General features: G+C 56.2%; 1 protein-coding gene. It reads left to right on the forward strand.

Features of this window, described 5'->3' with window-relative positions; translation table 11 throughout:
• The first annotated feature begins 84 nt into the window (after positions 1–84).
• Positions 85–1,251, forward strand: coding sequence for an IS110-like element ISRel9 family transposase (locus tag FBZ97_RS34245; RefSeq protein ID WP_011053406.1), 1,167 nt, complete (start codon positions 85–87; stop codon positions 1,249–1,251).
• Positions 1,252–1,565 lie beyond the last annotated feature (314 nt).

Genomic DNA, 1,565 nt, shown 5'->3' on the forward strand with positions numbered 1-1,565 from the left:
TTTAGATCCCATGAGGAGTGAACAGCGGCCGCCGCTCTGGCAGAGTGAGGTTGCATCAAAACACTCGCTCAGGAGGAGCAGTTTATGGAACCTGCATCCATTCATCCGACCGCTGTCCGCATTGATCTTGGCGCAATTTTTGTATCATTGGAACTGAGCCGATCGACCTGGTTGATCACTTCGTTGTCGCCGGGCAGTGGCGAGAAGATGTCGAAGCACGTAGTGGCCGGTGGCAATGTAGCCGAGCTGCTGGATCGATTTGAGCAGCTACAACAGAAGGCGCGGTTGAGAACAGGGAAGTTATTTCCCATCGTGACGATCCAAGAGGCAGGATTGGACGGCTTCTGGATCCACCGCGTGCTGGAGACTCACGGCATCGAGAGTTACGTCGTCGACGCAGCTTCGATCGCGACTTCCCGTCGACGTCGGCGTGCGAAGACCGACAAGATCGATGGAGAGGCTCTGACGCGCACATTGCTTGCGTTCAAGCGCGGCGAGCCTCGCGTCTGTGCGATGGTCAGAGCGCCAGATCCGAAGGACGAAGATCGGCGTCGGATTTGCCGGGAACGCAAAGTTTTGATTGCTGAGCGGGTCAGGCATGTCAATCGCGTGAAGGGGCTACTCTTCGCTCAAGGCGTCAGCGGCTATCAACCGCTCCGTAAGGATCGCCGTCAACGGCTGGAGGAACTCCAGACCGGAGATGGGCGCGAGTTACCGAAACACCTGAAGGCTCAAATCAATCGCGAACTCGACCGTCTCGAGTTGCTGCTGGAACAGATCGCTGCAGTGGAGAGCGAGCGTAATTCTCTCCTATCGATGGACGAGCAGCCAGCGGTTGAGGCAACCTCGCCCGCAGCGATGCTGCTGTCCTTAAAGGGTGTTGGCGCTGAATTTGCCGCCGTTCTTTGGACCGAAGCCCTGTCCCGGCATTTTGATAATCGGCGGCAGATTGCCGCCTATGCAGGTTTGACACCAACCCCATGGATGAGCGGGACCATCGACCACGAACAGGGTGTCTCAAAGGCAGGAAACCCTCGGCTGCGCACTACGATGATCCAACTGTCTTGGTTGTGGCTACGCAATCAGCCAGCATCAGCGCTTAGCCGTTGGTTTGTGGATCGGGTTCAGTCGAATGGTGGACGCTTAAAGAAAGCCGCGATAGTGGCCCTGGCGCGCAAACTCCTTATCGCGCTGTGGAAGTTTGTCACTGCGGGTGTTGTCATCGAGGGGGCTGTCATGAAGACCGCCTGACGACCCCAAAAGATTGCCGAATACACAAATCTTCCAGGACTGATCACTCCTGGCGGATCCAGGTGAGCGAACCGCCTCAAAGTCGGGCTTTAAATGCCGCGCTTTAGATTGGTCCCGTTCTCCTGAGCCTTGCCGCTACGAAAGCGGGATAATGGTGCTGCCGGGCAAAACGGCGACCGTATGTGAGTTTGAACCGGTGACGGAAACGTGCCGCGTCATGCAAGGTGGCTCAGACCATGGGTTCGATACAAAATCGAAAAGGCAAGCTATGAAACTATGATTGAACTTGACGGCGAAATCCTCATGTGAGCTTT

The organism is Rhizobium sp. ERR 942 (assembly GCF_007828395.1).
Classification (GTDB): domain Bacteria; phylum Pseudomonadota; class Alphaproteobacteria; order Rhizobiales; family Rhizobiaceae; genus Rhizobium; species Rhizobium dioscoreae.

Bases quoted from the DNA above. Each gene is read 5' to 3' on its own strand.
- FBZ97_RS34245 (WP_011053406.1), top strand. From the start codon at position 85: ATGGAACCTGCATCCATTCATCCGACCGCTGTCCGCATTGATCTTGGC.